Raw genomic sequence first — 19,639 nt, forward strand, 5'->3', positions numbered from 1 at the left:
AGAAAAACAAGAGGCCCTGCCGAATGCCGCAGGGAACAGTCAGGAGGGACACAGATGAGTCTGGTTACATTTGAAACAAAGCATGACAATCTCATCGGGATTCTGACCATGAACCGGCCCCAGGCGCTCAACGCGGTAAACCTGGAGGTTATGAAGGATCTGGAACAAGCACTGGAGCAGGCGAAGCAAAGCGGTATCCGCTGCCTGATCATCACCGGAGCCGGTGAGAAGGCTTTCGTAGCCGGTGCAGACATTGGCGAAATGCGCAATCTGACAAAGCCGCAGGGTGAAGAATTCGGCCTGCTCGGCGACAGGATTTATCATCTGGTAGAGCAGTTCCCCGCCCCTGTGATCGCGGCGGTCAACGGCTTTGCTCTGGGCGGCGGCTGCGAGCTTTCTCTCGCGTGCGATATCCGCCTTGCGTCTGAAAAAGCGGTGTTCGCGCTTCCCGAGGTGGGCCTTGGCATCACTCCCGGTTGGGGCGGCATGCAGAAGCTTGCCAGGGCAATCGGCCCCGGCAAAGCGAAGGAACTGGTATTTACCGCCGGCAGAGTGAAGGCTGAAGAGGCTCTCGCAATCGGCCTGGTCAATGCGGTGTACGCGCCCGAAGAGCTGCTTGCAAAAGCGGAAGAGCTGGCGCTGAAGATCGCCGCAAACGCTCCGGTGGCTGTGCAGAATGCAAAGCGCGCCATGAACGAGAGCGTTGGCCTTGGTTTGTGGGAGGCTGCCGAGCTGGAGGCAAAATACTTTGGCGATTGTTTTGAAACCCAGGATCAGCGGGAAGCGATGGGCGCGTTTGTGGAGAAACGTAAGCCCGCGCCGTTCGTTGGCAAATAAATCTTTCAACAATTAAAAATCAGGGGGATCGATATGAATTTTGAGCTGAACAACGAGCAGTCGATGGCTCGGGAAATGTTCGCGGCCTTTGCAGAAAAGGAAGTAAAGCCCTTAGCTCACGACATTGATGAGGAAGAGCGCTTTCCGGCAGAGACTGTTGAAAAAATGAAGAAGTACGGCTTTTTCGGCATTCCGTATCCGAAAGAGCTCGGCGGCCAGGGCTGCGATGTTCTGACCTACATCATGTGCGTAGAAGAGCTTTCCAAGGTTTGCGGCACAACGGGCGTTATCGTTTCCGCACACACCTCTCTTTGTGCTGACCCGATCTACAAGTACGGCACCAAAGAGCAGAAGGAAAAATATCTGGTACCGCTTGCTTCCGGCAAAAAGATCGGCGCGTTCGGTCTGACCGAGCCCGGCGCGGGCACCGATGCTTCCGGCCAGCAGACCAAGGCTGTGCTGGACGGTGACCACTATGTCCTCAACGGCAGCAAGATTTTCATCACCAACGGCGGCGTAGCCGACATTTATGTCGTGTTCGCCATGACCGATAAGTCCAAGGGCGTGAAGGGCATTTCCGCGTTTATCGTAGAGAAGGAATTCCCGGGCTTCTCCATCGGCAAAAAGGAGAAGAAGATGGGTATCCGCGGCTCCGCTACCACTGAGCTGGTATTTGAGAACTGCATCGTTCCCAAAGAGAACCTGCTGGGCCAGGAGGGCAAGGGCTTTTCCGTTGCCATGACTACGCTGGACGGCGGCCGTATCGGCATCGCCGCACAGGCACTGGGCATCGCCGAGGGCGCTTTGGACGAGACGATCAAGTATGTCAAAGAGAGAAAGCAGTTTGGCCGTTCCATCGCTGCGTTCCAGAACACTCAGTTCCGTATTGCAGACATGAAGACGAAGATTGACGCTGCGCAGCTGCTCGTTTACCGTGCGGCGATGCTCAAGCAGGCTGGCGCGAAGTTCTCTACTGAGGCTGCTATGGCGAAGTTGTTTGCGGCAGAAACCGCTATGGCGGTTACCACCGAGTGCGTACAGCTGTTCGGCGGCTACGGCTACACCAGAGAGTATCCCGTGGAGCGCATGATGCGCGACGCGAAGATCACCGAAATTTATGAAGGCACCAGTGAAGTGCAGCGCATGGTTATTTCCAACGCGCTTTTGAAATAAGGGGGGGCACGCAGTGAATATCGTTGTAAGCATCAAGCAGGTTCCGGATACCAATGAGGTAAAGCTGGACCAGGCGACAGGAACCCTGATTCGTGAAGGCGTTCCCAGCATTATCAATCCGGACGACAAGGCTGGCCTTGAGGCTGCCCTCCGTTTGAAAGACCAGGTCGGCGCGCATGTTACCGTTCTGACCATGGGCCCGCCCCAGGCGGCCATCGCTCTGCGCGAGGCTCTGGCAATGGGCGCTGATGAAGCGATCCTCGTGACCGACCGCGCATTCGGCGGCGCTGACACCTGGGCTACTTCTTCCACTCTGGCTTCTGCGATTGCAAAGCTGGATTATGATCTCATCATCACCGGCCGTCAGGCCATCGACGGCGATACCGCACAGGTTGGCCCGCAGATCGCCGAGCACCTCGGCCTGCCCAACGTCAGCTATGCGGAAGAGCTGTGGGTGGAAGGCGATACCCTCAAGGTAAAGCGCCAGTATGAAGACCGCTATCACATCATTCGCGTCAAAACTCCCTGCCTGATTACCGCTTTGGCCGAAATGAATGAACCCCGCTATATGACTCCCGGCGGCATTTTCGACGCCTTCCAGAAAGAAATCACCGAGTGGCACAGAGCCGACCTCGATGTTGACGACAGCAACATCGGCCTGAAGGGTTCTCCCACCCGCGTGAAGAAGTCCTTTACCAAGGCTGTTAAAGGACAGGGCACCGTTGTAACGATGGAGCCCGAAGAGTCAGCGAACTGGCTGACCGACCGTCTGCGTGAAAAATTCATTCTGTAGTAGGAAAGTGGTGAGGAATTATGAGTAACGAAGCATATAAGGGAATATTCGTATTTGCCCAGCAGGTGGACGGAAAACTGTCCAACGTTGCGCTGGAGCTGATCGGCAAAAGCAAAGCTTTGGCCAAAGATCTGAACACAGAAGTTACCGCCGTTGTTCTGGGTAACAAAATCGGCCATCTGCCGGAGCAGCTGGGCCGTTATGGCGCGGACCGCGTTGTCATCGCGGAGGATCCGATTCTGGAAACTTATACCACCGAGCCTTATGCGCATGTTATTACCGAAATCGTGAAAAAATATCAGCCTGAGATCGTTCTGTATGGCGCAACCGCCATCGGCCGTGACCTGGCTCCCCGTATTTCCGCCAGAGTACACACCGGCCTGACCGCCGACTGCACCTCGCTGGAAATCGAAGAGGGTACCGGCAACCTGCTGATGACCCGCCCCGCATTCGGCGGCAACATCATGGCGACCATCGCCTGCGCGGACTTCCGTCCCCAGATGGCGACCGTTCGCCCCGGCGTTATGCAGCGCCTGACTCCCGTAGACAACGCTCACCCGGTGGTAGATACTTTCTCTGTTCCGGATCTGGCCGAGCATGTCAACGTGGAAGTGGTTGAAGTGATCAAGAAGGTCAGCGAGAAGATGGACATTCAGGAAGCCAACGTTTTGGTTTCCGGCGGACGCGGCATGGGCGGCCCCGAGAATTTCAAGCTCCTCGAGGATCTGGCAGAAGTTCTGGGCGGCACAGTTTCCTCCTCCCGTACTGCGGTTGACGCAGGCTGGGTTGAGAAAGACCGCCAGGTTGGCCAGACCGGTAAAACGGTTCGCCCGAACCTGTATATTGCCTGCGGCATTTCCGGCGCCATTCAGCACTTGGCTGGCATGGAAGAGTCCGATGTGATCATCGCGATCAACAAAGATCCCAGCGCTCCCATCTTTGAGGTGGCGGACTACGGCGTTGTGGGTGACGTGATGAAAATCCTGCCGCTGTTCACAGAGCAGGTAAGAAAAGCTAAGGAAGAAAAAAGCAACGCCTGATTTATTTTAGGCTCTCAGTACGGCAGCGCGCAAGGATTTTTGCATCTCGAGGCTTCCGCGCCGCCGCGCGGGCTTTCCCCGGCCCGATGCGAATCTGCGCGCGCTGCTGCGCTGAAAATTGCTTTTTTTCAGATGGAGCCGACCGGTTCTGCCAGCCGATTCCATCCATCATACTTATATTGGAGGTTTTACCGTGGGAAAAGTGTATACGCTATCTGAAGCAGTAGCCAAATTCGTAAACGACGGTGACAGTATCGCAATCGGTGGCTTCACCACTAACAGAAAACCCTTTGCCGCCGTCCATGAAATCCTCAGACAAGGGAAAAAGGACTTTATTTTGAATGCGGGTGCCAACGGCGGTGACGCGGATCTGCTCATCGGCTGTGGACGCGTCAAGGCGTACATCAACTGCTACACCGCAAACTCCGGCTATACCAACGTATCCAGACGGTTCCGCGCGGCGATTGAAAACGGCGACATTCTTTTTGAGGACTACTCACAGGATGCTGTTATGCTGATGTTCCATGCCGCTGCTCTGGGATTCCCCTATGTTCCCAGCCGCCTGATGATGGGTACCGGCCTTGCCGATAAGTGGGGCATTTCCAAAGAGATCAGAAAGACCATTGACAAGCTGCCCGATGAAAAGTTCGTCATTGAGCAGAATCCCATGAACCCCGAAGAGAAGCTGCTGCTCCTGCCTGTGCCGGAGATTGACGTTGCCGTCATTCATGTGCAGATGGCTTCCCCCGACGGAACCTGCCGCATTCTGGGCGACGAGTTCCAGGATACCGATATTGCGGGCGCTGCGAAGAAGGTCATTGTTACCTGCGAAGAGCTGGTTTCCGATGAGTATATCCGCCGCGATCCCAACGCGAACACCATCCCCGGCTTCTGCGTGGATGCCGTTGTTCATGCCCCGCACGGTGCGCATCCGTCCCAGTGCTACGACTACTATGACTACGATTCCAAATATTATAAAGAATACGATGTTGCCTCCAAAACACAGGAAGCGTTCGACGCTTTCTGCCAGGAGTGGGTATTCTCCACCCCGACACACGAGGACTACCTCAACAAGGTAGGCGGCGCCAGGCTGGCCAACCTCAAGGTTGTTCCGGGTCTCGGCTACCATGTTGATATGACGGCACAGGCGAAGGAGGAGAAGAAGTAATGGCTAACTACACGAATTACACCAACAAAGAAATGCAGGCAATTACGATTGCCCGCGCGATCACCAACGATCATATCGCGATTGTTGGAACAGGTCTTCCTCTCATCGGCGCAACTGTTGCCAAGAAGATATTTTCCCCCGGCTGCACACTCATTGTTGAGAGCGGCCTGATCGACTGCGATCCCGTTCAGGTTCCCACCTCTGTCGGTGACTGCCGCTTTATGGCGCACTGCGCGGTGCAGTGGCCTCCGGTTCGCTACATTGGCTTCCAGGCCAACGAGTGGCTCAAGAACAGAGACAGAATGATCGCCTTCATCGGCGGCGCTGAAATTGACCCTTACGGCAATGTCAACTCCACCTCCATGGGCGATTACCATCATCCGAAGACCCGTTTCTCCGGCTCCGGCGGAGCGAACGGTATTGCAACGTATGTCAATACCGTTCTCATGATGCAGCACGAAAAGCGCCGCTTCACTGAGAAGATCGATTACATTACCAGCCCCGGCTGGATGACCGGCGGCCCCGACGGACGCAAGAAGGCAGGTCTGCCCCAGAACCGCGGCCCGCTGATGGTTGTTACCGACAAGGGCGTTATGAAGTTTGACGAGAAGACCAAGAGAATGTATCTGGCGGGTTACTACGAGTCCTCCTCCATTGAGGAGATCGTAGAGAATACCGGCTTTGAGATTGACACCTCCAGAGCAGAGCTGCTGGCTCCGCCCTCTCCGGAAGTCATCAAGGCGATCCGCGAAGAGATCGATCCCGGCCAGGTCTTCATCAAAGTTCCCAAAGAGTAATTATCGTTGATATTCATTCCTTGCACGCGGCGGAGCTTTGTTTGAGGCTCCGCCGGCGGCGCAGGGGGTTCGACTGTTTGGCGGTTTCAGGCCGATTCGGCTTGAAATGCCGATACCGAGTTCAAAAAGCCAATTGGTAGGAAGGTTACTATGGAAGCAAAGTATACGTTAGGCATCGACGTTGGTTCCACCACGTCTAAATGTGTGATTGTGAAGGACGGGCAGGAGATCGTCAGCAAATCTCTGGTTTCAGTGGGAGCCGGTACCAGCGGCCCCGAGCGCGCGATCAAAGAGGTGCTGGATAACTGCGGAATGAAAAAAGAAGACATGAGCTTTATTCTTGGCACCGGCTACGGGCGTAATTCGCTTGATATCGTGGATGACCAGATGAGTGAGCTGAGCTGTCATGCAAGAGGCGCATACTACCTGTTTCCGGAGGTTCACACGGTCATTGACATCGGCGGACAGGACATGAAGGTGCTTCAGATTGACAATGGCGTTATGGTCAATTTCCAGATGAACGACAAGTGTGCCGCCGGCACGGGGCGCTTTCTCGATGTAATGGCCCGCGTGCTGGAGGTGAAAGTCGCCGAACTGGGCGATTTGGGGGCAAAGTCCACCAAACGGGTAGCGATCAGTTCTACCTGTACGGTTTTCGCCGAAAGCGAAGTGATCAGCCAGCTGGCGCAAGGCAGCGATATGCACGACATCATCAACGGTATCCACCACTCTATCGCCGCCCGTATGAGCGGTCTGGCACGCCGTGTCGGTGTGCGCGACCAGGTTGTTATGACCGGCGGTGTGGCGCAGAATGTCGGTGTTGTCGCAGCGCTGGAGGAGGAGCTCGGCCATAAGGTCTACACCTCTCCCCTGGCTCAGTATGCCGGTGCGCTTGGCGCGGCGCTGTTTGCGTACCAAAAGGCGACCCGCAAGAAATAGCGCCAGGCAATAGAATGATTTTTCGTTGGTGTGGGAGCTCCCCACACGTTAGAAACCCTTTGTTACTATTATTTTAAAAGGAGCGAGTGAACTATGGCAGAAATCGAAAAGACAGCACCCGCCGAGCAGACTGCTCCCGCAGCTGCGGCGCCTGCCAAGAAACCTGCAAAACCCGCCAGCCCCGGTGTAACTGCTCTGCGTAAAGTCGTTTCCGACGTTTACGCTGCCGCTTGGGAAGCAAAGAAAGCGGGCCGCCCGGTGGGCTGGTCTTCTTCCAAATTCCCCTGCGAAATCGCAGAAGCCCTTGACCTGGCCGTTGTATATCCCGAGAACCAGGCCGCCGGTATCGCCGCGCAGCATGACGGCGAGCGTTTGTGTGAGGCTGCCGAGAACCTGGGCTTCGATGCTGATATCTGTGGTTATGCCCGTATCAGCCTGGCCTACGCTTCCGGCGTAGAAACAACCAACGTGTCCCGTCAGATGCCGCAGCCTGACTTTGTTCTGTGCTGCAACAACATCTGCAACTGCATGACGAAATGGTACGAGAACATTGCTCGTATGCACAACATTCCGCTCATTATGATCGACGTTCCCTACAACAACACCACTCACGTAGACGAGAGCCAGGTGGCATACATTCGCGCCCAGTTCGAGGACGCAATCAAGCAGCTGGAAAAGATCTCCGGCAATAAGTTTGATGAGAAGAAGTTTGAGCAGGTATGCGCAAACGCAAACCGCACCGCGAAGGCATGGCTGAAGGTCTGTGACTATTGCCAGTACGAGCCCTCTCCGATGTCTGGTTTCGATCTGTTCAACCACATGGCGGACGTTGTTACCGCCCGCGGCAAGGAATCCACCGCCGAAGCGTTTGAGCTGCTGGCAACCGAGCTGGAGGAGCACGTGAAGAATGGTACCTCCACCCTGCCGTTTGAAGAGAAATACCGCATTATGTTCGAGGGTATTCCCTGCTGGCCTGATCTGAAGGCGCTGTTTAAGCCCCTGAAGGGCAGCGGTCTGAACGTAACCGCTGTTGTGTACGCACCTGCGTTTGGTTTCGTATACGACGGACTGGATGATCTGTGTCGTGCATACTGCAAAGCCCCGAACAGCGTTTGCCTGGAACAGGGTGTTGAATGGCGTGAGGGCCTCTGCCGCGATAATAAGGTAGACGGTGTTTTGGTTCATTACAACCGCAGCTGCAAGCCGTGGTCCGGCTATATGCCCGAAATGCAGCGCCGCTTCACCGCCGACTTGGGCATTCCCTGCGCCGCGTTCGACGGCGACCAGGCGGATCCCCGTAACTTCAATGCCGCTCAGTACGAAACACGCGTACAGGGCCTTGTTGAAGCGATGGAAGCAACCAAAGCTGCGAAGGAGGGCTAACGAACATGAGTATCGAATCGATTATCAGTGAGCTGGCCAGTGTTGCTGCACATCCCGGAAAGCAGCTGGCAGATTTTAAAGCACAGGGCAAAAAAGTGATCGGCATTCTGCCCTACTATGCGCCCGAAGAGCTCGTTTATGCCGCAGGCATGGTTCCCATGGGCATCTGGGGCAGCAACGATAAGACCATTTCCATGGCGAAGGAATACTGCGCAACGTTCTACTGCACCATCGCGCAGCTGGGCCTTGAAATGCTGCTGGATGGCACGCTCGATCAGCTTGACGGCGTGATCACCCCCACCATTTGCGATACCCTGCGCCCGATGAGCCAGAACATCCGCGTGGCGATGGCCAAGTACGAGAAGATGCCCACCATCTTCCTGGCACATCCCCAGAACCGTAAGCCCGCTTACGGCCTGAAATTCTGTGTGGATCAGTACACCAACATCAGAAAAGCGCTGGAAGAAATCAGCGGCGCTCCGATTACGGACGAAGCGATTCAGAACGCGATTAAGGTATACAACAAGAGCCGTGCTGCCCGCCGCGAGTTTGTAAAGCTTGCAAGCGAGCACTGCGACGTGATCACCCCCACAAAGCGCAGCGCGGTGCTGAAGGCTTCCTGGTTCATGCTCAAGGATGAGTACACCGAGAAGCTCGAAGCGCTCAACGAAGAGCTGGGGAAACTGCCTGCCTGTGACTGGAAGGGCGTGAAGGTTGTCACCAGCGGTATCATCTGTGATAATCCGACCCTCCTCAAGATTTTTGAGGACAACAACGTTGCGATCGCTGCGGATGATGTTGCTCAGGAGAGCCGTTCCTTCCGTGCCGATGCTCCGGAGGATCAGGCAGATCCGATGATGGCTTTGGCCCTGCAGTTTGCGAGCCTTGACTACGACGTTCTGCTCTATGATGAACATTCCTCTGAGAACCGCCGTGGCGAGTTCGTTGCCAACATGGTAAAAGAGAACGGCGCACAGGGTCTGATCCTGTTCATGCAGCAGTTCTGTGATCCGGAGGAGATGGAGTATCCCTCTCTGAAGAAGGCTCTGGACGAGGCCGGCGTGATGCACATCAAGCTGGGCATCGACCAGCAGATGCGCGACTTCGGTCAGGCTGCTACTGCGATTCAGGCGTTTGCCGACGTGTTGAAGTCTCTTTAATTTACATTTCTAAAAAAGCCCCTTCCGAGAGAAATCCCGGAAGGGGCTTTTTTGCAGGCTGGGCCTGTACGTAAGCTGCGGCAGACTTTTCCCTCTTCATCTTGTTATGAAAGAACTAGTTTTTTTGTGAGTTGCTTCACATGGAATTTCTGCTGGCGCAGGGCTTGCCCCTCGTGCTGGGGCGGGCCCTGCGCCAGCAGAATCTCTGCGGTATAGTCACAAAGCAAAATTCACTTTTTATCAAAATAATAGATATAGAAGGATTCCTGTGGGCGAAAAAGGCGTTTCCTTCGCCGGGTGCCCTAAGGGGTGAATCAAGCCCCAACCTTTGATTTTCTTGACAGGGAAATGCAAAAGCATTACAATGAAAACACATTGACCTGATTGGGAGAAAGGGAGGAATTTATGCGTGAAGTGACTCGAAAATCAGCAATTCCGGTATATGCGGCGGCAGTGCCGTGGCTTTTGGGGGCGCTGGTTCTTCCTTTTTATCAGGCGTGGCATTTTGTGCTGGCCGCGGTCATTTCCGCAGCGGCTTATGTTGTGATGAGCCGCGTCTTTCCGGCAAAAACGATTCTGGTGCCGGAGGAAGAACGCCCCGCAAATACGGGCGATGCCGGCGCGGATGCTTTGATCAACGATGGACGCGAGCAGCTCAAACGCCTGCGGGCGCTCGATGAAGAAATTGCCGACCCCGCTGTCAGTGCGCACATTGTGCGTATCTGCGGCATCTGCGGAAAGATTTTTGCGTATCTGGAGAAGAATACAAGCAAAGCGACAAAGCTTCGCCTGTTTTTCAACTATTATCTGCCCACCACCGTTAAGCTGCTCGAAAGCTATGAGCGGATGGCGTCGCAGGACATTTCCGGGGAAAATATTGAATCCGCCATGCGCGGTGTGGAAGGGATCCTCTCAAGCATCGAAGAGGCGTTTGAAAAGCAGCTCGACCACCTGTTTGCCGATGAGGCGCTCGATATTTCCACAGATATTACCGTTTTGGAGAATATGATGGCCCGTGAGGGATTGACGAAGGACCAATTTGACAAGGACAGCAAATGAATCGAAGGAAAGGGTGTTTGAAACATGGAGCATCAGGAGTTTGTCCCCGATTTGACACTGGAGCCGGCCGAAGTTACCGTACAGGAGGATCAGCAGGAGGAACAGACGGCTGCCTCCACAACGCTGGATAAAAGCCAGCTGACGCCCGAGGAGCAGAAGCTGGTAAGCGCTTTCGCGCAGAAGATCGATCTGACAGATACCAATCAGGTTCTTCAGTTCGGCGCCGGCGCACAAAAGAAAATCGCCGATTTTTCGGGTTCCGCTCTTGCCAATGTCCGTACCAAAGACATGGGCGAGGTTGGCGGTATGCTCACCGATCTGGTCACGGAGCTGAAGGGTCTGGAAATCAAGCCCGAGGAGAAGAAGGGCCTGTTTGGCTTTTTGAAAAAGACGAACAATCAGATTTCCGCGCTGAAAACGAAGTACGACAAGGTGGAGGTCAACGTGGATAAGATCACTACCACGCTGGAAAACCACCAGATCCAGCTCATGAAGGATATTGCGATGCTGGATAAAATGTATGAGCAGAACCTCAATTATTTTAAAGAGGTTTCGATGTATATTCTGGCCGGTAAGGAGCGCCTCGAAAGCGCGAAGCAGAACGAGCTGCGTCTGGCACGTGAAAAAGCACAGCTTACCGGGCTGCCCGAGGACGCCCAGGCCGCGAACGATCTGGCGAATCAGTGTAACCGCTTTGAAAAGAAGCTGCACGATCTGGAGCTGACCCGCATGATCTCGATTCAGATGGGCCCGCAGGTGCGCCTGATCCAAAACAATGACAGCCTGATGGCCGAAAAAATCCAGTCGTCGCTCGTGAACACGATTCCGCTGTGGAAGAGCCAGATGGTGCTGGCGCTCGGCCTTGCGCACTCCCAGCAGGCGCTGGAAGCACAGCGCAGTGTGACCGACATGACGAACCAGATGCTCCGGAAAAACGCCGAGATGCTGAAAATGGGCACGATTGAGACCGCGAAGGAATCTGAGCGCGGCATTGTAGATATCGAAACGCTGCAGCAGACGAACCAGGCGCTGATCTCTACACTGGAGGAAGTGCGCCGCATTCAGTCGGAGGGCGCGCAGAAGCGCCGTGCTGCCGAGGTCGAGCTGGGACGCATTGAGGGAGAGCTCAAGCAGAAGCTGCTGGAACTGAGAGACTGATAGGCGGTTTGTAAACGCAACGCAACTTTCTGTTTTGATAAAAACAGGCTGTGGCTGCGTTAAAATCCTTGGAATACATCCAGTGTGTGCGCTCTTTGGATATTTCTGCAATCTGCCTTGCCTCGGTCTGCTTTTCTTCAAAATATCCGGCATGTATGGTATGGATAAACAAACTCTGAACAGGAGGAAACCATGGAGTGGCTTAAAAACCGGCGAACCGCATGGGTTGTTTTGATTGCTGTTGTTGTGCTGTCGGTTCTGTTTGGCTCGGTTAGGTCGGTGTCGGGACTGCGTCAGCAGGCGGAGCAGACCTTTACGCAGGGAACGCGCGGCGACGGACTGGGAATTTCACATTACCTGGAATCAAGAGTCTCTCTTTCGGGAAACCTGATTACGGTAGCCGGGCGGTATCTGGACGCCAATGACGTGCGGATTACGGCGCTGCGGCAGGCAGCGGATGCGTTGGCGGGAGCCCAGACGCCGTCAGCCAAATACCAGGCCAATCTGAGTCTGGATTCTGCGTTCCAGTCTGTATATGACGCGATGGAGGGACAGTATCTGTCGCAGAAGGATACGGAGTACCGCACCCGCCTGTTAGCGGATTTTAAATCACGCAATGCGTCCATCAGCTATAACGGCTATAATGGTCTGGCGCAGAATTTTAATGATAAGGTACTGAGGTCGACCCCCGGCGGCGCGATGGCGTCCGCTGTTGGGGTGAAACCTCTCGAGCTGTATACCATGACAGGGGGAGACAAATGAAAAAGCGCGTCAGTGTGCTTTTGGTTTTAACCGTGCTTCTGTCTGTTCTGTTCGCTCTGCCTGCTTCGGCAGAAGTGAACATACCGGAGCCGACCGATCAGTTTTATGTCAATGATTTTGCCGGTGTGCTCAGCGATGAAACCAAGAACGGCATCATGTCCGCCAATATCAATCTGTACGAAAAAACCGGTGGGCAGATTGTTGTGACGACGGTGGATTTTCTGGACAACGCGGATATCTCCGATTACGGCTATGCTATGTTCAATCAGTGGAAGATCGGCTCGAAAGAGAAAAACAACGGCATTTTGCTGTTGCTGGCCATTGGCGACGACAATTACCGCGTGATCCCCGGCTATGGGATCGAGGATGAACTCTCTGCAGGTGAGCTCAAGCAGATGCTTAACGAATACCTGGAGCCGGATTTTGCCGCCAAGGATTACGACGCGGGTGTGCAGAAAATGTTTACCGCGCTGGTAAACTGGTATGAAAGCAATTACGGCGTTTCCATCTCCAGCACCGCTGGAGCGCTGCCGGATCCAAAAGCAGAATATCAGGGCGGCGGCGGAGTCAATGAGTACGAAGGCCAGCGCTCCGGCGGCATTTCGAGGATGTTCAGTTCCATCATTATGCTGATCATTCTGTTTGTTGTTTTCAGCTCCATCTTTTCCCGCAGGCGCCGGTATCGCGGGTATCCCCCGTATGGCGGCGGATACGGCGGAAGAGGATATTACGGCGGCGGTTCATGGTTCTGGCCGTTCTTTTTAGGCAACCTGTGGGGTTCCAGCCGGCGCCCTCCCCCGCCCTGGGATGATAACCGCGACCATCACCACCATGATGATCATGATGATCACGATAACCACGGCGGATGGTTCGGCGGCGGTGGCGGATTCGGTGGCTTCGGAGGAGGCGGAGGCTTTGGCGGAGGCGGCGGTTTCAGCGGCGGTGGCGGCGGAAGCAGCGGCGGCGGGGCGGGCCGTTTCTAGGAATCCTCTTTTCCCCAAAAAGAGACCTTTTTTTCGCACGAAGTGATCTATATTTAAAATACAGTTGCCGCAGTGTGCGGGTATTTACAATAAAATCGGGAATTACGAGTAGAAAACGCCCCTTCCGGGGCTTTTCTGTACCGTTGATAAAGAATGTTTTTACGATCCGACAGATTATGAAATACTCTTAAATCATGAGGTATTCAGCATGGAAGCGAATTTCTCAACACCTGCTCAGGATTACTACGAGATTGTAAAACGTCAGACACAATTGCTTGGGGATCACGATCTATACACCGTCTGCCATTCTCTTCGGGTGGCTCGTACCAGTTATTTTGTTGCGCATCATTTGGGGCTTTCCTCCGATCAGTGCAGGCGCGTGTATTTGGCCGCCAATGCACACGACATCGGTAAAATCGGTGTTCCTGATGCGATTCTTCAAAAGAACGGGAGCCTGACGACGAGGGAATGGGCTATCATGAAGCAGCATCCCGCGCTGGGCGCGGGCATGCTGATGCAGTCTGCCTCTACGGAGGAAATTGCCTACATCGTGTGGTGCCACCATGAGCGCTATGATGGGACAGGCTACCCCAATGCGCTCTGCGGCGATCAGATTCCGCTGGAAGCGCGGATTATTGCGGTGTGCGATTCGTTTGACGCGATGAAGAGCAAGCGCGCTTACCGGGATTCTCTGCCCGATCAGACGTGCCGGAATGAAATTGAGAAAAACATCGGAACCATGTACGATCCGGCGATCGCAGAATTGGTTCTGAGAAATTGGCAGACCATGCAGAAGCTGCAAAGTGCAAAGTAATAAAAAATCAAAAACGGCAGGCACCGGAGTTTGGGTGCCTGCCGTTTTTCTGAAACGAATGGTATAATCATAAATATTATATACTTTTGGTTAATTAATTGTCAGCCGCTCACACCCCGGGAAGGGCAGAGAGCCGGAACGGTTCAGGACGCAAAAAACTCTCCGCAGGACAAAGCGGAGAGTTTTCTCTTTTTATTTCATATTATAAACCGGGGCAGCAATTTATTTCCCGTCGGGACACTGCTCTGCATCGGCGCATACACCCTGATGGCGATTCCAATATTCGCGCAGCTTTTGAAAGCTCTCGGCACTGATCGCATGCTCAAGGCGGCAGGCGTCCTCTTTGGCCACGGTTTCCTGTACACCGAGTTTCATCAACAACTCCGATAACAGGGTATGCCTTTCGTAGATTCGCTCCGCAATCTCCCGGCCGCTTTCTGTCAGCTCAATGTATCCGTTATCATCCATCGTGATCAGGCCGTTTTCCCGAAACTGCTTCATGGCATGGCTCACGCTGGGCCGGGAAAAATTCATCTCGTTGGCAATATCAATAGAGCGAACTTCTCCTCTGCGGTTTTTCAGAACCAGAATCGTCTCCAGGTAATTTTCCGCGGATTCCTGTATTTTCACGCAAACTCCCCCTTTCGAAATTGTTATTCTATATCATACCATAAACCTGCACTTTTTACAACGCTCCAAAAAGCCGGAATTTGTTGACTTTTTTCTTAAAAAAACAATGGCAGGCAGTTGACACGTTTCGTTAGCTATGATAAACTAAAGACGCAAAAGGTTAGCATGCGCTAACTTTGTTCGATTCATCATAAAACCGAAGACGGCAAAATACAATTTGCCTAGGAGGTATCTATATGCCACTGACAATGGCCAAAGCCGGAGAAAGAAATTTAATTAAAAGAGTTACCGGCAAAGATGAGGTTCGCCGCTTTCTTGCATCCTTAGGGTTTGTGGAGGGCGAAAGCGTTACGGTGGTCAGTGAGATCGCCGGCAATATGATCCTGAATATCAAGGATACCCGAGTCGCTCTGGATAAATCCATGGCGAATCGGATCATGATATGAATATAAGGAAAGAGGTTGAGGCTTGATGAAGACGTTGAAGGAGGTACAGATCGGGGATACCGTTACCGTGGTAAAACTCCACGGAACCGGAGCCGTAAAACGCAGGATTATGGACATGGGCATTACCAAAGGAGCCCAGGTGTTCGTGCGTAAAGTTGCCCCGCTGGGGGATCCGATTGAAGTGAAGGTTCGGGACTACGAACTGAGCCTGCGCAAAGCGGACGCGGAATTGATTGAAGTAGACTGACCGGATGCCCGATTCAGGGCTTTCAGGCAGTGCGGTGTTAGTCAAGACTTCCGCAGGAAAACGAGGAGGAACGAAACATGTCTATAAAATTAGCGCTTGCGGGCAACCCGAACTGTGGTAAAACCACTCTGTTCAACGAGTTGACCGGATCATCACAGTATGTGGGTAACTGGCCCGGAGTTACAGTTGAGAAAAAGGAAGGAAAGCTCAGAGGACATAAGGACGTTATCGTCACTGACCTGCCGGGTATTTATTCCCTTTCTCCCTACACTTTAGAGGAAGTGGTCACCCGGAATTACTTAATCCATGAGAACCCGGACGTCATTGTCAACCTGGTGGACGCTTCCAACCTGGAACGCAACCTGTACCTGACCACCCAGCTGGTGGAAATGGGCTTGCCGGTGGTTCTGGCTTTGAACATGATGGATATTGTCCGTAAGAACGGCGATACCATCGATTCCAAAAAGATCGGTGAAGCATTTGGCTGTCCGGTGGTGGAAATTTCCGCTCTGAAAGCCGAAGGTACTCAGGAGCTGATCTCTGCAGCTCTCAGCGCGGCGCAGCAGAAGCCCCACGCAATCGCCGCCACCTTCAGCGATAAGGTGGAAGCAGCCCTTGGGCAGATCGCACAGCAGCTGCCCGGCGCACTGAAGAACCGCCATCAGCGCTGGATGTCCATCAAGCTGTTTGAGCGCGATGAAAAGATGCTGGCCGAGGCCGGTCTTTCCAACGCCGACCGCGCAAATCTTGAGGCGATCATCACCAAGTGTGAGACCGAGCTCGACGACGATACCGAATCGATCATTACCAATGAACGGTATGAATATATTTCCAAGGTGATCCATAAGAGCTACAAGAAGAAGGTAGCCGGCCTTACCACCTCGGATAAAATTGACCGAGTTGTGACGAACCGCATTTTGGCTTTGCCGATTTTTGCATTGATCATGTGGTTTGTGTACTATGTTTCCATTTCCACAGTTGGCACCGCAATGACCGACTGGGTTAACGATGCTTTGTTCGGTGAAATCATTCCGCCTGCTATTGAGGGCTTCCTTGTTTCCGTCGGTACTGCCGACTGGCTGATTTCTCTGATTATGGACGGCATCATCGCCGGTGTGGGCGCTGTTCTCGGCTTCCTGCCCCAGATGTTGACCATGTTCCTGTTCCTGGCCATTTTGGAGGATTGTGGTTACATGGCGCGTATCGCGTTTATTATGGACCGTATTTTCCGCCGCTTCGGCCTGTCGGGTAAATCCTTTATCCCGATTCTGATCGGTACCGGCTGCGGCGTTCCCGGCATCATGGCTTCTCGTACGATTGAGAACGACCATGACCGCAAGCTGACCGTTATCACCACAACGTTTATTCCGTGCAGCGCAAAGCTGCCGATTATCGCCCTGATTGCGGGCGCTATGTTCCCCGATTCCACCTGGGTTGGGCCTTCCGCTTACTTCCTGGGGATTGGCGCAATCATCGTTTCGGGTATCATCCTGAAAAAGACCAGAGTGTTTGCCGGTGATCCCGCTCCGTTTGTTATGGAGCTTCCCGCTTACCACGTGCCGGGCGCCAAAGGCGTTCTGATTCACATGTGGGACCGTGGAAAAGCCTTCATCAAAAAGGCCGGTACGATCATCCTGCTCGCAACCGTATTGGTCTGGTTCCTCAGCTCCTTCGGCTGGAATATGCAGATGGTTGACGTTGAAGATTCTATGCTGGCGACCCTCGGCAATTTCATTGCACCGCTGTTTGCCCCGCTTGGTTTTGACAACTGGAAGTTTGCTGTTGCAACCATTACCGGTTTGATCGCGAAAGAAAATGTAGTTGGCACCTTCGGTATCCTGTTCGGCTTTGCCGAGGTTGCCGAGGATGGCGCGGAAGTATGGAGCAGTCTGCAGGCTGCCGTTAGCCCTCTGGCCGCTTATGCTTTCCTCACATTCAACCTGCTCTGCGCCCCTTGCTTCGCTGCAATCGGTGCGGCCCGCACCGAGCTTGGTTCCGCAAAATGGACTTGGTTCTCTGTTGGCTACCAGACTGTGTTCGCCTATATTATCGCTTTGATCATCTACCAGACCGGCAGCCTGATTAACGGCGGCGGCTTTGGATTCTGGACCGCGGTAGCATTTGTGCTGATTGCCGCACTGATTTATCTCTTGGTACGCAAACCGGCCGACATAAATTCCGCGGGCAAACGTTTAAACAGAAAGGTGTCTGCGTAAACTATGGCTACAATTATTATTTCCGTCATTGTTTTTGGAGGAATCGCTTTTGCTGCGTATCAGACCTATCGCACCCACAAATCCGGTGGATGCAGCGGGTGCAGCGGCAACTGCGGATGCTGCAGCCCGGAAGAGGAGCAAGCGCATCATCACAAGTGAGCCGCAGTGTTTCTGAAGATGAGGTTTCCTCTGTCACATTTCGATTCGACAATAGAGTTAGCTTTGCTAACTCTATTGTTTGAACCTCAAGTTAGTTATGTCTAACTTGAGGGATACATAAGCCTATTCATCGAGTTTTCAAAAAAGAAAGGATGGTAAGAAAAGTATGAGTGTTGTCATTATTGGGGGCCATGACCGAATGGTCTGTACCTACAAGGACATATGTAAGCAGTTCAACTGCAAAGCCAAGGTATTTACGCAGCAGCCGGCAAATTTGAAAACACAAATTGGCTGCCCCGATCTTCTGGTCCTTTTTACCAGCACGGTATCGCACCAAATGGTGTATAGCGCGCTCCAGATGACGAAAAATACCGGAACGGCGGTCGTGCGTTCTCACAGCAGCAGTTCCTGCGCACTGAAAAACATTCTGGCCGAGCATTGTTGCTAACCGAAAGTTCCCGAGCGCCGAATCCTGTACACGAAGGGTATGATCGGATCATGCTGGAACGTTATTTAGTAGAATATTGTGCATCCACATTGGCCGGGCTGAAAACGGCGAGCCTTTTCAGTTATACCGGCGAAGAAAAAGAGTTGGTACTGGACTATCTCTCGTATTGGAACCAAATTTTGAACCCACGCGGCGTTTATCTGGAATTGCTGCACAGCAATTCAGCCCGCGAACTGATTTATGTTTATCGTGCCTCTGCTTTGACGGCGGATTTGAACCGCCCGGAGGCGATCCATTTTTTGAACGAATACGGTTATCCCATGGGCAGCTTATCGGACTGCCTGAATTATCTAAGGCAGCGGATTGCGCTGACTCAATCCTTCCCCCATGAAATCGGGCTGTTTTTAGGGTACCCGATTGAGGATGTGGCGGAATTTATTAAAAATCAGGGCCGCAACTGCAAATACTGCGGCATCTGGAAAGTATACCACAACGAAATCGAAGCAAAACGTCTCTTTGCTAAAATTGATAAATGCAGGGCAATTTATACCAAGCTGTTTTGCGGCGGAAGGTCGGTGCTTCAGCTGACCGTCGCTGCTTAATGATAATACGGATCTGAGATGAAAAAGGGTGCTCGGTTGTCTCTCCCGTTTCCGGCGGGGGAGACAACCATCACGATGCACTGTTTTTGATTGAAGATCAGTATAATTTGAAGAAACTGGAAAGGCAGTGAAAGATTATGGCAAAATTGGCAGTAGTCTATTGGAGCGGCACAGGAAATACAGAAGCGATGGCAAACCTGGTGGCAGATGGCGCCCGGGAAGCCGGAGCGGATGTTTCGGTTTATACTTCCGCAGAATTCACTCCCGAGCTGGCCGATGAGTTTGAGCACATCGCGTTCGGGTGCCCCTCTATGGGAGCGGAGCAGCTGGAAGAAAGCGAGTTCGAGCCCATGCTTGATTCCGTGAAAGAGAAGCTTTCTTCCAAGAAAGTGGCTCTGTTCGGCTCTTACGGCTGGGGCGACGGCGAGTGGATGAGAACCTGGGACAGCGACCTGCAGGGCGCTGGCGTACCGGTGATCGGCACTGTGATCGCGAACGAAGCCCCCGACGATGAAGCAGCCGAAAACTGCAAGGATCTGGGCAAGGCTCTCGCGAACGCATAACTCCCCAACATAAAGACAGTTTCCTCTTAATAGAATGGGAAAGACCGGGTTTCAGGACTCGGTCTTTTCTTTTTGATCAGTATCTTTGGAATTTTCCGCTGGATAAAGTGTTACTACAGGGCTGGCCTCTTCCAATACCGATTCTTCCCCGTTTTGCTGCGCCCGGATTAACAGTTCAATTGCGTCTGCGACCTGAGCGGCTAAAGAGTAATACATGGCTTTGTAATCAGGCATACGTTTCACCTCAGTTTTATTTTATGCA

General features: G+C 53.2%; 24 protein-coding genes. 22 read left to right on the plus strand and 2 right to left on the minus strand.

The features are described 5' to 3' along the window. Positions 1 to 54: 54 nt before the first annotated feature. The 15 genes from TY09_RS08175 (at position 55) to TY09_RS08245 (ending at position 14,066) form a co-directional block, all read left to right on the plus strand. Positions 55 to 837 carry an enoyl-CoA hydratase-related protein gene (locus TY09_RS08175; RefSeq protein ID WP_042432974.1) on the plus strand — a complete coding sequence of 261 codons (783 nt, stop codon included), beginning with the start codon at positions 55 to 57 and terminating at the stop codon, positions 835 to 837. A 33-nt stretch (positions 838 to 870) separates the two neighbouring features. Then, positions 871 to 2,010, plus strand: coding sequence for an acyl-CoA dehydrogenase (locus TY09_RS08180; protein ID WP_009065290.1), 1,140 nt, complete (start codon positions 871 to 873; stop codon positions 2,008 to 2,010). 13 nt (positions 2,011 to 2,023) lie between these two features. Next, positions 2,024 to 2,803 carry an electron transfer flavoprotein subunit beta/FixA family protein gene (locus TY09_RS08185; RefSeq protein ID WP_009065307.1) on the plus strand — a complete coding sequence of 260 codons (780 nt, stop codon included), beginning with the start codon at positions 2,024 to 2,026 and terminating at the stop codon, positions 2,801 to 2,803. A gap of 20 nt (positions 2,804 to 2,823) precedes the next feature. After that, positions 2,824 to 3,843: an electron transfer flavoprotein subunit alpha/FixB family protein gene (locus TY09_RS08190; RefSeq protein WP_009065316.1), complete on the plus strand. Its 1,020-nt coding sequence runs from the start codon at positions 2,824 to 2,826 to the stop codon at positions 3,841 to 3,843. 193 nt (positions 3,844 to 4,036) lie between these two features. After that, positions 4,037 to 5,011, plus strand: coding sequence for a glutaconate CoA-transferase subunit A (gene gctA, locus TY09_RS08195; protein ID WP_020074511.1), 975 nt, complete (start codon positions 4,037 to 4,039; stop codon positions 5,009 to 5,011). After that, entirely contained in the window at positions 5,011 to 5,808 is a 798-nt protein-coding gene (gene gctB / locus TY09_RS08200; RefSeq protein WP_020074510.1) for a glutaconate CoA-transferase subunit B, read from the plus strand. The genes gctA and gctB overlap by 1 nt, the downstream gene beginning before the upstream one ends. Before the next feature lie 150 nt (positions 5,809 to 5,958). Next, complete coding sequence (gene hgdC, locus TY09_RS08205) at positions 5,959 to 6,747, plus strand: (R)-2-hydroxyglutaryl-CoA dehydratase activase HgdC (protein WP_020074509.1); 789 nt, start codon at positions 5,959 to 5,961, stop codon at positions 6,745 to 6,747. 93 nt (positions 6,748 to 6,840) lie between these two features. Next, entirely contained in the window at positions 6,841 to 8,130 is a 1,290-nt protein-coding gene (locus tag TY09_RS08210) for a 2-hydroxyacyl-CoA dehydratase subunit D (protein WP_042432979.1), read from the plus strand. A 5-nt stretch (positions 8,131 to 8,135) separates the two neighbouring features. Then, positions 8,136 to 9,290, plus strand: coding sequence for a (R)-2-hydroxyglutaryl-CoA dehydratase subunit beta (hgdB, locus tag TY09_RS08215; RefSeq protein WP_009065317.1), 1,155 nt, complete (start codon positions 8,136 to 8,138; stop codon positions 9,288 to 9,290). 140 nt (positions 9,291 to 9,430) lie between these two features. Continuing rightward, entirely contained in the window at positions 9,431 to 9,622 is a 192-nt protein-coding gene (locus TY09_RS08220) for a hypothetical protein (protein WP_042432982.1), read from the plus strand. A gap of 73 nt (positions 9,623 to 9,695) precedes the next feature. Continuing rightward, the gene (locus tag TY09_RS08225) at positions 9,696 to 10,349 is read left to right on the plus strand and encodes a 5-bromo-4-chloroindolyl phosphate hydrolysis family protein (RefSeq protein ID WP_042432985.1); all 654 of its coding nucleotides are present in this window, start codon (positions 9,696 to 9,698) and stop codon (positions 10,347 to 10,349) included. 24 nt (positions 10,350 to 10,373) lie between these two features. Continuing rightward, positions 10,374 to 11,507: a toxic anion resistance protein gene (locus tag TY09_RS08230; RefSeq protein WP_042432988.1), complete on the plus strand. Its 1,134-nt coding sequence runs from the start codon at positions 10,374 to 10,376 to the stop codon at positions 11,505 to 11,507. 192 nt (positions 11,508 to 11,699) lie between these two features. Continuing rightward, the gene (locus TY09_RS08235; protein ID WP_042432991.1) at positions 11,700 to 12,269 is read left to right on the plus strand and encodes a hypothetical protein; all 570 of its coding nucleotides are present in this window, start codon (positions 11,700 to 11,702) and stop codon (positions 12,267 to 12,269) included. Continuing rightward, positions 12,266 to 13,252, plus strand: a complete 987-nt coding sequence (locus TY09_RS08240) for a TPM domain-containing protein (protein ID WP_042432994.1) — start codon at positions 12,266 to 12,268, stop codon at positions 13,250 to 13,252. The genes TY09_RS08235 and TY09_RS08240 overlap by 4 nt, the downstream gene beginning before the upstream one ends. A gap of 208 nt (positions 13,253 to 13,460) precedes the next feature. Further along, on the plus strand, positions 13,461 to 14,066 hold the full coding sequence (locus tag TY09_RS08245; RefSeq protein WP_009065287.1) for an HD-GYP domain-containing protein: 606 nt from the start codon (positions 13,461 to 13,463) through the stop codon (positions 14,064 to 14,066). A gap of 222 nt (positions 14,067 to 14,288) precedes the next feature. Here TY09_RS08245 and TY09_RS08250 read toward each other — a convergent pair whose 3' ends face one another. Further along, the gene (locus TY09_RS08250) at positions 14,289 to 14,696 is read right to left on the minus strand and encodes a metal-dependent transcriptional regulator (RefSeq protein WP_009065342.1); all 408 of its coding nucleotides are present in this window, start codon (positions 14,694 to 14,696) and stop codon (positions 14,289 to 14,291) included. Positions 14,697 to 14,932: 236 nt separating this feature from the next. On the opposite strand from TY09_RS08250, the gene TY09_RS08255 reads away from it, so the two are divergent. The 7 genes from TY09_RS08255 to TY09_RS08285 all read left to right on the plus strand — a co-directional run bounded on the left by TY09_RS08255 (position 14,933) and on the right by TY09_RS08285 (position 19,377). Beyond that, positions 14,933 to 15,142: a FeoA family protein gene (locus TY09_RS08255; protein WP_009065300.1), complete on the plus strand. Its 210-nt coding sequence runs from the start codon at positions 14,933 to 14,935 to the stop codon at positions 15,140 to 15,142. A gap of 25 nt (positions 15,143 to 15,167) precedes the next feature. Next, positions 15,168 to 15,389: a FeoA family protein gene (locus TY09_RS08260; protein WP_020074359.1), complete on the plus strand. Its 222-nt coding sequence runs from the start codon at positions 15,168 to 15,170 to the stop codon at positions 15,387 to 15,389. Between the two features lie 77 nt (positions 15,390 to 15,466). After that, entirely contained in the window at positions 15,467 to 17,605 is a 2,139-nt protein-coding gene (gene feoB / locus TY09_RS08265) for a ferrous iron transport protein B (RefSeq protein WP_042432997.1), read from the plus strand. A gap of 3 nt (positions 17,606 to 17,608) precedes the next feature. Then, positions 17,609 to 17,764 carry a FeoB-associated Cys-rich membrane protein gene (locus TY09_RS08270; protein ID WP_009065312.1) on the plus strand — a complete coding sequence of 52 codons (156 nt, stop codon included), beginning with the start codon at positions 17,609 to 17,611 and terminating at the stop codon, positions 17,762 to 17,764. Between the two features lie 166 nt (positions 17,765 to 17,930). Continuing rightward, positions 17,931 to 18,212, plus strand: a complete 282-nt coding sequence (locus TY09_RS08275) for a DUF2325 domain-containing protein (RefSeq protein ID WP_020074362.1) — start codon at positions 17,931 to 17,933, stop codon at positions 18,210 to 18,212. 50 nt (positions 18,213 to 18,262) lie between these two features. Further along, on the plus strand, positions 18,263 to 18,814 hold the full coding sequence (locus TY09_RS08280; protein ID WP_009065319.1) for a DUF3793 family protein: 552 nt from the start codon (positions 18,263 to 18,265) through the stop codon (positions 18,812 to 18,814). A 137-nt stretch (positions 18,815 to 18,951) separates the two neighbouring features. Further along, complete coding sequence (locus TY09_RS08285) at positions 18,952 to 19,377, plus strand: flavodoxin (protein ID WP_035317159.1); 426 nt, start codon at positions 18,952 to 18,954, stop codon at positions 19,375 to 19,377. Positions 19,378 to 19,428: 51 nt separating this feature from the next. Here the strand turns inward: TY09_RS08285 and TY09_RS08290 are convergent, their stop codons facing one another. Beyond that, positions 19,429 to 19,611, minus strand: coding sequence for a hypothetical protein (locus TY09_RS08290; protein ID WP_009065334.1), 183 nt, complete (start codon positions 19,609 to 19,611; stop codon positions 19,429 to 19,431). Positions 19,612 to 19,639: the final 28 nt, after the last annotated feature.

The sequence above is a fragment of the Faecalispora jeddahensis genome, from assembly GCF_000577335.1.
In the GTDB taxonomy this organism is placed as follows: domain Bacteria; phylum Bacillota; class Clostridia; order Oscillospirales; family Acutalibacteraceae; genus Faecalispora; species Faecalispora jeddahensis.

What these genes read in the sequence shown, in the direction of transcription:
- TY09_RS08230 (WP_042432988.1), top strand. Translation starts at nt 10,374, where the DNA reads ATGGAGCATCAGGAGTTTGTCCCCGATTTGACACTGGAGCCGGCCGAA.
- TY09_RS08245 (WP_009065287.1), top strand. Translation starts at nt 13,461, where the DNA reads ATGGAAGCGAATTTCTCAACACCTGCTCAGGATTACTACGAGATTGTA.
- TY09_RS08210 (WP_042432979.1), top strand. Translation starts at nt 6,841, where the DNA reads ATGGCAGAAATCGAAAAGACAGCACCCGCCGAGCAGACTGCTCCCGCA.
- gctB (WP_020074510.1), top strand. Translation starts at nt 5,011, where the DNA reads ATGGCTAACTACACGAATTACACCAACAAAGAAATGCAGGCAATTACG.
- TY09_RS08240 (WP_042432994.1), top strand. Translation starts at nt 12,266, where the DNA reads ATGAAAAAGCGCGTCAGTGTGCTTTTGGTTTTAACCGTGCTTCTGTCT.
- TY09_RS08180 (WP_009065290.1), top strand. Translation starts at nt 871, where the DNA reads ATGAATTTTGAGCTGAACAACGAGCAGTCGATGGCTCGGGAAATGTTC.
- TY09_RS08285 (WP_035317159.1), top strand. Translation starts at nt 18,952, where the DNA reads ATGGCAAAATTGGCAGTAGTCTATTGGAGCGGCACAGGAAATACAGAA.
- TY09_RS08190 (WP_009065316.1), top strand. Translation starts at nt 2,824, where the DNA reads ATGAGTAACGAAGCATATAAGGGAATATTCGTATTTGCCCAGCAGGTG.
- hgdC (WP_020074509.1), top strand. Translation starts at nt 5,959, where the DNA reads ATGGAAGCAAAGTATACGTTAGGCATCGACGTTGGTTCCACCACGTCT.
- TY09_RS08235 (WP_042432991.1), top strand. Translation starts at nt 11,700, where the DNA reads ATGGAGTGGCTTAAAAACCGGCGAACCGCATGGGTTGTTTTGATTGCT.
- TY09_RS08225 (WP_042432985.1), top strand. Translation starts at nt 9,696, where the DNA reads ATGCGTGAAGTGACTCGAAAATCAGCAATTCCGGTATATGCGGCGGCA.
- TY09_RS08280 (WP_009065319.1), top strand. Translation starts at nt 18,263, where the DNA reads ATGCTGGAACGTTATTTAGTAGAATATTGTGCATCCACATTGGCCGGG.
- feoB (WP_042432997.1), top strand. Translation starts at nt 15,467, where the DNA reads ATGTCTATAAAATTAGCGCTTGCGGGCAACCCGAACTGTGGTAAAACC.
- TY09_RS08275 (WP_020074362.1), top strand. Translation starts at nt 17,931, where the DNA reads ATGAGTGTTGTCATTATTGGGGGCCATGACCGAATGGTCTGTACCTAC.
- TY09_RS08175 (WP_042432974.1), top strand. Translation starts at nt 55, where the DNA reads ATGAGTCTGGTTACATTTGAAACAAAGCATGACAATCTCATCGGGATT.
- TY09_RS08260 (WP_020074359.1), top strand. Translation starts at nt 15,168, where the DNA reads ATGAAGACGTTGAAGGAGGTACAGATCGGGGATACCGTTACCGTGGTA.
- TY09_RS08290 (WP_009065334.1), bottom strand. Translation starts at nt 19,611, where the DNA reads ATGCCTGATTACAAAGCCATGTATTACTCTTTAGCCGCTCAGGTCGCA.
- TY09_RS08270 (WP_009065312.1), top strand. Translation starts at nt 17,609, where the DNA reads ATGGCTACAATTATTATTTCCGTCATTGTTTTTGGAGGAATCGCTTTT.
- TY09_RS08220 (WP_042432982.1), top strand. Translation starts at nt 9,431, where the DNA reads ATGGAATTTCTGCTGGCGCAGGGCTTGCCCCTCGTGCTGGGGCGGGCC.
- hgdB (WP_009065317.1), top strand. Translation starts at nt 8,136, where the DNA reads ATGAGTATCGAATCGATTATCAGTGAGCTGGCCAGTGTTGCTGCACAT.
- TY09_RS08255 (WP_009065300.1), top strand. Translation starts at nt 14,933, where the DNA reads ATGCCACTGACAATGGCCAAAGCCGGAGAAAGAAATTTAATTAAAAGA.